Raw genomic sequence first — 7,263 nt, 5'->3', positions numbered from 1 at the left:
TCCCGAAAGGGATCGGCGTTTTTCTTTGGGCTTTGGATTGCGCTGGCTAGGGAGGCGGTTCAGTTCTGGCTGGGAGCGGACCAGCGAGCTTGGGCCAAGGGGCGGACTTGGCACGATCATGTCCGGCGGGCGCGTTCACGAGCGATGCGCGCGATGTTGCTTGTTGCCTCTTGGCCTTGCCTCGGGCTTGTCGCTGATGGGTGCGGTGGGGCTTCTTCTGCTCCCAGTCCCTTTCTCGTGAGCGGCAGTGAGCGATGGATATGACTCGCGGCGCGTGTTGGCACAGTCTGCATGGGTGGGAGAGCCGTGCCCTCAAAAGAAAACAGCGACCCGCAGGCCGCTGTCTTTGGCGTGGAAAGCTTCGCCGCGCGCTTACTGCAGATCTTCTTCCGGCGCCGGCATCGGAACGTTGCGCCGGGCTGGCGGCGGACGCTTGCCCACCATGACAGTCAGGTCGACCGGCTTGCCTTTGCGCGAGACCGTCACCTTTGCCTCTGCGCCCGGCTTGAGCTGGGCAATGCTGTTGAGCAGTGCCGTCGTATCGAGAATCGTCTCGCCGTTGACGCTGGTGAGAATGTCCCCCGGATGCAGGCCCGCACGGTCCGCTGGGCCGCCCTGGACCACGGCGGCGATCAGCGCGCCGTCCTTGCGTGACAGGCCGAACGATTCGGCGATTTCCGGCGTCACGTCCTGCGGTTCGACGCCGATCCAGCCGCGCACCACGCTGCCGGTCGAGATGATCGATTCCATCACCTGCTTTGCCAGCGACACCGGAATCGCGAAGCCGATGCCCAGCGAGCCACCCGAGCGCGAATAGATGGCGGTATTGATGCCAAGCAGATTGCCCTCGGCATCCACCAGCGCACCGCCCGAGTTGCCAGGGTTGATGGCCGCATCGGTCTGGATGAAGTTCTCGAAGGTGTTGATGCCGAGGTGGCTGCGGCCCAGCGCCGAGACGATGCCCATCGTCACCGTCTGGCCGACGCCGAACGGGTTGCCGATGGCGAGCACCACGTCGCCCACGCGCACATTTTCCAGCCGGCCGAGCGTGATCGCGGGCAGGTTGGTCAGGTTGATCTTGAGCACCGCCAGGTCGGTTTCCGGATCGGAGCCGACCACCTTGGCGTTGGCCTTGCGGCCGTCGGTGAGGGCGACTTCGATCTCGTCCGCGCCGTCGACCACATGGTGGTTCGTTAGAATGTAACCTTCCGAACTGACGATCACACCGGAGCCCAGGCTGGCGGTCGGTTCCTGGCGCTGCTCGGGTGCGCGGTCACCGAAGAAGAAGCGGAACCACGGGTCCGTATTGGCCTGCGGGTTGGTGCCGCGCTTGGGCGCGTTCTTGCTGCTGAAGATGTTGACCACCGCGGGCATGGCCACCCGGGCGGCTTCCGCGTAGGAGTTGCTGGACGTGCCCGCGCGGCCGAGCGGCGCGACTTCCTTGAGCGCGACGATGGGCGAGCCGGACTGCACCGCTATCTTGCCGCGTTGCAGCCAATCGGGCTTGAGGGTGGCGATCACAAACCAGAGCGCGAGGATAACCGTCACGGCTTGTGCGAAAAACAGCCAAAAGCGGCGCAACATAGGGTGAATTTCAGTCGAAATGGATCGAAAACAACTTGAATTGTACTTGAACGACCTATTGCAGGCGGCCCGTTTTCGGGACTATTGCCCAAACGGTCTGCAGGTGCAGGGGCGGGAATCGGTTGCACACATCGTGACCGGTGTGACGGCCAGCCTGGCGTTGATTGAAGCGGCGATCGAGGCCCGTGCTGACGCCATCGTCGTGCATCATGGCTACTTCTGGAAGGGCGAAGATGCGCGCGTGGTTGGCCAGAAGCATGCGCGGCTGAAGCAGTTGCTGGCGCATGACATCAACCTGTTCGCCTACCATCTGCCGCTGGACGCGCACCCGGAGCTCGGCAACAACGCGCAGTTGGGGGCGTTGCTTGGGATCACGCCGCTGGGGCGCTTTGGCGAGGATGAACTGGGCTGGGTTGGCGAGTTGCCCGAGGCGACGACCCTTGGTGCGTTTGCTGCAACGGTGGAGTCCCGGCTGGGGCGGGTGCCGCTGGTGATCGGCGGGGCGGACCGACCGGTGCGCACAGTCGGCTGGTGCACGGGCGGGGCGCAGGGCTGGTTCGACGCGGCGGTGGCTGTTGGCGTTGACGTATACCTCAGCGGCGAGGCCTCGGAGCAGACCACGCACCTGGCGCGGGAGTCTGGTGTTGCCTACATCGGGGCCGGCCATCACGCCACCGAGCGGGGCGGCGTGCGGGCGCTCGGCAACCACCTCGCCGAGCACTTTGGGCTGCGCCACACCTTCATCGACATTCCGAATCCGGTGTGACGCATATACCGCATCAAGCCTTCGATTTCAGGCTGTCTCGGATCTCGCGCAGCAGCACGATGTCTTCCGGCGTGGCCGGGGCGGTGACGGGCGGCTGGTTGGCCTCGGTCATGCGCGTGATGGCGCGCACCATCAGGAAGATGATGAAGGCCAGGATCAGGAAGTTGACGGCGACCGTGATGAAGTTGCCGTAGGCGAACACAGGCACGCCGGCCTTCTTCAGGTCGGCCAGCGTATGCGGCACGCCGGCTGGCGCCTCGGCCAATTCAATGAACAGGTTCGAAAAATCGAGCTTACCGATGATGCGAGCGATCAGCGGCATGATCAGATCGTTGACCAGCGAATCGACGATCTTGCCGAACGCGGCGCCAATGATCACGCCCACCGCCAGGTCGATCACATTGCCGCGCATCGCGAATTTCTTGAAGTCTTGCATCAGTGCCATCGGTTTTCTCCGGATTGTTTGATTCGAGACAAACGGTCAAGCTGCCGATCGGTTGACCTGAATTGTTACGAGCCGCATGCTTGCAGCCCGCGTCGGGCACAGGTTTGGCACCGATGTGCGTCGCCACTATATCTGCAAGGCGTGCGGCCGGCGACGGCTATCATTGGCCACGTACGCTCCGGTATAATTTAAGGTTGACGCGAAACCTATCTTGATTTCTCACCCTGGGGTCTTGAATGAGTGACCAGCAAAACGTGGACAAGGGTCGCCGCAATCTGCTGATTGCGACATCCGTGGCTGGCGGTGTGGGAGGGGTTGCAGTGGCGGCCCCTTTCGTTTGCACATTCGCACCATCTGAAAAGGCCCGTGCGGCCGGCGCGCCCATCGAGGCGGACGTAAGCGACCTGGCCCCCGGCCAGATGAAGGTCGTGGAATGGCGTGGCAAGCCCGTCTGGCTGCTCAAGCGCACCCCCGACATGCTGGCTTCGCTCAAGAAGGCCGACGCTGAAGTCGCCGACCCCAACTCCGACGTCCCCTTCACCATGAAGACGCCGGATTACTGCAAGAACGAAACCCGCTCCCGCGCCGAACACAAGGACCTGCTGGTCGTGGTCGGCATCTGCTCCCACCTCGGCTGCTCGCCGTCCGGCCCGTTCCCCGCTGGCGCCAATGTGCAGCTCGCCGGCGACCCCGGCTTCGTCTGCCCGTGCCACGGCTCCACGTTCGACCTGGCTGGCCGCGTGTTCAAGAACAAGCCCGCGCCGCAGAACCTGGACGTGCCGCCGTACATGTTCCTGTCCGACACGAAGCTGGTGATCGGTAAAGACGAGAAAGGAGAGGCTTGATCATGGCCGAGAAGAAGGTGGAGACAACCGGGCTGCTGGGCTGGATCGACGCGCGCTTCCCGATGACCGAACTCTGGAAGGCGCACCTGTCGGAGTACTACGCGCCCAAGAATTTCAACTTCTGGTATTTCTTCGGCTCGCTGGCGCTGCTGGTGCTGGTGATCCAGATCCTCACCGGCATCTTCCTGGTGATGAACTACAAGCCGGACGGCACGCTCAACGCCGCCGGCATCCCGGTCGCCTATGCGAGCGTGGAGTTCATCATGCGCGAGGTGCCGTGGGGCTGGCTGGTGCGCTACATGCACTCGACCGGCGCCTCGGCGTTCTTCATCGTGGTCTACATGCACATGTTCCGCGGCATGCTGTACGGCTCGTACCGCAAGCCGCGCGAGCTGGTGTGGATCTTCGGTTGCCTGATCTTCCTGTGCCTGATGGCCGAAGCCTTCATGGGCTATCTGCTGCCGTGGGGCCAGATGTCGTACTGGGGCGCGCAGGTGATCGTGAACCTGTTCTCCGCCATCCCGCTGATCGGCCCGGACCTGTCGCTGTGGATCCGCGGTGACTACGTGGTGTCGGACGCGACGCTGAACCGCTTCTTCTCGTTCCACGTGATTGCGGTGCCGCTGGTGCTGCTGGGCCTGGTGGTGGCGCACATCATCGCGCTGCACGAAGTGGGCTCGAACAACCCGGACGGCGTTGAGATCAAGGCCAAGAAGGACGCGCGCGGTATTCCGCTCGACGGCATCCCGTTCCACCCGTACTACTCGGTGCACGACATCGTGGGCGTGGCGGTGTTCCTGTTCATCTTCAGCGCGATCGTGTTCTTCGCGCCGGAAATGGGCGGCTACTTCCTGGAAGCCAACAACTTCATCCCGGCGGACTCGCTGAAGACGCCGCCGCACATCGCGCCGGTGTGGTACTTCACGCCGTTCTACTCGATGTTGCGCGCGACCACGTCGGACTTCCTGCCGATCCTGTGGGGCTTCCTGGCCATCATGCTGGGCCTGCTGTTCGTGCGCTCCAAGAACATGAAGGTCAAGGGCGTGGCGGTGGGTGTGGCCGTGATCCTGGCGCTGGGCTTTGCCTTCATCGATGCCAAGTTCTGGGGCGTAGTGGTGATGGGCGGCTCGGTGGTGATCTTCTTCTTCATGCCGTGGCTGGACCAGTCGCCGGTCAAGTCGATCCGCTATCGCCCGGCTTTCCACAAGACGCTGCTGATCCTCTTCGTGATCGCCTTCGCGGTGCTCGGTTACCTGGGCATCCAGCCGCCGAGCCCGGCGGGTTCGATCGTCTCGCAAATCGGCACCATCCTGTACTTCGCGTTCTTCCTCGCGATGCCGATCTGGAGCCAGATCGGGACGTTCAAGCCGGTGCCTGAGCGCGTCACCTTCACGCCGCACTGATTCGAGCCGAGCACAAGGACACAAGAAGGGACACAAGAATGAAAAAGCTGCTTGCGATTTTCGCCTTGGCCGGCCTCGTGTTTGCCGCGCCTGTGATGGCCAACGAGGGCGGCGTGCCGCTCGATCCGGCCCCCAACCAATCCAGCGACACGTCCGCGCTGCAGCGCGGCGCCAAGCTGTTCGTCAACTACTGCCTGAACTGCCACGGTGCCAGCGCGATGCGCTACAACCGCCTGCGCGACATCGGCCTGTCCGAAGAGCAGATCAAGCAGAACCTGCTGTTCAGCGCCGACAAGGTTGGCGATACGATGCACATCGCCATGGACCGCGAGGACGCCAAGAAGTGGTTTGGCGCCATGCCGCCGGACCTGTCGGTGATCGCTCGCGCGCGCGGCAGCGATTGGCTCTACACCTATCTGCGCACGTTCTACCGCGATGACACGCGTCCGACCGGCTGGAACAACCTGGTGTTCGACAAGGTCGGCATGCCGCACGTGCTGTGGGAACTGCAGGGGCAGCGCGTGCCGAAGTATGAAGCGGTCAAGTCCGAGCACGGCGGCGAGATGGAGCACAAGCTGGTCGGCTTCGAGCAGGTCACGCCGGGCAAGCTGAACTCCGTCGAATACGATCAAGCCGTGGCGGATCTGGTCACCTATCTGGACTGGATGGCCGAGCCCGCTGGCAACCTGCGCAAGCGCCTGGGCGTGTGGGTATTGTTGTTCATTGGCGTGTTCTTCGTGCTGGCCTGGCGCCTGAATGCGGCCTACTGGAAGGACATCAAGTAAAATCCGTGTTTTCCGGGCAAGGGCTAGGCCGGTGCAGAACTGGTCCTAGCCCTTTGCCTTTCCGCTTTTTGTGCCGTGGCGATGGTTTATTGCTGCGGTTGTACCGTCATCGGGCCGCCCCCGGCCCATGCGTCAAGGAACTACAACCATGATGGTCTTGTACTCGGGCACCACTTGCCCGTTCTCGCAGCGTTGCCGCCTCGTCCTGTTCGAAAAGGGCATGGATTTCGAGATTCGCGATGTCGATCTCTTCAACAAGCCGGAAGACATCGCGGTGATGAACCCGTACGGCCAGGTGCCCATCCTGGTCGAGCGCGACCTGATCCTGTACGAGTCGAACATCATCAACGAGTACATCGACGAGCGCTTCCCGCACCCGCAGCTGATGCCGGCTGACCCGGTGCAGCGTGCTCGCGCCCGTCTGTTCCTGTTCAACTTTGAGAAGGAGCTCTTCACGCACGTGGCCGTGCTGGAGAACGAGAAGGGCAAGGCCGCCGAGAAGTCGCACGAGAAGGCGCGCGCCGCCATCCGCGACCGCCTCACGCAGCTCGCCCCGATCTTCCTGAAGAACAAGTACATGCTCGGCGAAGAGTTCTCGATGCTGGACGTGGCGATTGCGCCGCTGCTGTGGCGCCTGGACCACTACGGCATCGAAGTCTCGAAGAACGCTGCCCCGCTGATGAAATATGCCGAGCGTATCTTCAGCCGCCCGGCGTATATTGAAGCGCTGACCCCGTCGGAAAAGGTGATGCGCCGTTGATCGCCGCCGGGTTGCCGGTCGCGTTTGGGTTGAACCCGCGCGCGGCCGCGCCCAACGGTCACTCATTTCATCATGCCGGAAACTTCGACCAAGCCCTATCTGATCCGGGCCATCTATGAATGGTGCACGGACAACGGCTTCACGCCGTACATCGCCGTGTTCGTCGACAACAGCACCAACGTGCCGCGCGAGTTCGTCAAGAACGACGAGATCGTGCTGAACGTGAGCTTTGACGCGACCAGCCAGCTCGACATGGGCAACGAGTGGATCACCTTCCACGCGCGCTTCTCGGGTGTGTCGCGCAAGATCGAGGTGCCGGTCGAGAACGTGCTCGCCGTCTATGCGCGTGAGAACGGGCAGGGCATGGCCTTCCCGGTCGAGCGCAGCACGCCGACCACGCAGGCGGCCACGGAGCGCGAGAACAACCCGCCGCCCAAGCTGGCCGCGATCGACTCTGAATCGGCGCCGGTGCCTGTCGCTGTCGAGACGGACGGTGGCGCTGATGACGAGCCCACACCGCCCAACGTGCCGCGCATTGGTGGCAAACCATCGCTGAAGGTCGTCAAGTAAGCCGGCTTGCGCTAGAATCGCGGTTCTTTGCCGGCTTAGCTCATCAGGTAGAGCAGTTGATTTGTAATCATCAGGTGGCGGGTTCGAGTCCTGCAGCCGGCACCA

At 63.0% G+C, this 7,263-nt stretch carries 8 protein-coding genes and 1 tRNA gene; 7 read left to right on the top strand and 2 right to left on the bottom strand.

Annotation, left to right across the window (positions count from 1 at the left end):
* Positions 1–372: 372 nt before the first annotated feature.
* A complete protein-coding gene (locus QZ609_RS22635; protein ID WP_295499718.1) occupies positions 373–1,584 on the bottom strand; it encodes a Do family serine endopeptidase in 1,212 nt (403 codons plus the stop codon).
* 19 nt (positions 1,585–1,603) lie between these two features.
* On the opposite strand from QZ609_RS22635, the gene QZ609_RS22630 reads away from it, so the two are divergent.
* Complete coding sequence (locus tag QZ609_RS22630) at positions 1,604–2,350, top strand: Nif3-like dinuclear metal center hexameric protein (protein WP_295499717.1); 747 nt, start codon at positions 1,604–1,606, stop codon at positions 2,348–2,350.
* 13 nt (positions 2,351–2,363) lie between these two features.
* Here the strand turns inward: QZ609_RS22630 and mscL are convergent, their stop codons facing one another.
* Positions 2,364–2,795, bottom strand: coding sequence for a large conductance mechanosensitive channel protein MscL (gene mscL / locus QZ609_RS22625; RefSeq protein ID WP_295499715.1), 432 nt, complete (start codon positions 2,793–2,795; stop codon positions 2,364–2,366).
* Between the two features lie 236 nt (positions 2,796–3,031).
* Here mscL and petA point away from each other — a divergent pair, with 236 nt between their 5' ends.
* The 6 genes from petA (at position 3,032) to QZ609_RS22595 (ending at position 7,263) form a co-directional block, all read left to right on the top strand.
* Positions 3,032–3,640 carry a ubiquinol-cytochrome c reductase iron-sulfur subunit gene (gene petA / locus QZ609_RS22620; protein WP_295499713.1) on the top strand — a complete coding sequence of 203 codons (609 nt, stop codon included), beginning with the start codon at positions 3,032–3,034 and terminating at the stop codon, positions 3,638–3,640.
* A complete protein-coding gene (locus tag QZ609_RS22615; RefSeq protein WP_295499719.1) occupies positions 3,640–5,043 on the top strand; it encodes a cytochrome bc complex cytochrome b subunit in 1,404 nt (467 codons plus the stop codon). The genes petA and QZ609_RS22615 overlap by 1 nt, the downstream gene beginning before the upstream one ends.
* A 38-nt stretch (positions 5,044–5,081) precedes the next feature.
* Complete coding sequence (locus QZ609_RS22610; protein WP_295499711.1) at positions 5,082–5,828, top strand: cytochrome c1; 747 nt, start codon at positions 5,082–5,084, stop codon at positions 5,826–5,828.
* A 148-nt stretch (positions 5,829–5,976) separates the two neighbouring features.
* On the top strand, positions 5,977–6,588 hold the full coding sequence (locus QZ609_RS22605; protein ID WP_295499709.1) for a glutathione S-transferase N-terminal domain-containing protein: 612 nt from the start codon (positions 5,977–5,979) through the stop codon (positions 6,586–6,588).
* Between the two features lie 72 nt (positions 6,589–6,660).
* A complete protein-coding gene (locus tag QZ609_RS22600) occupies positions 6,661–7,158 on the top strand; it encodes a ClpXP protease specificity-enhancing factor (protein ID WP_295499708.1) in 498 nt (165 codons plus the stop codon).
* A 29-nt stretch (positions 7,159–7,187) separates the two neighbouring features.
* A tRNA-Thr gene (locus tag QZ609_RS22595) sits at positions 7,188–7,263 on the top strand.

Origin of the sequence: uncultured Ralstonia sp. (genome assembly GCA_913056305.1) — a bacterium.
Lineage (GTDB): Bacteria > Pseudomonadota > Gammaproteobacteria > Burkholderiales > Burkholderiaceae > Ralstonia.
The sequence above is the reverse complement of the archived record's forward strand: the minus strand, read 5'-3'. Positions and strand labels throughout refer to the sequence as shown.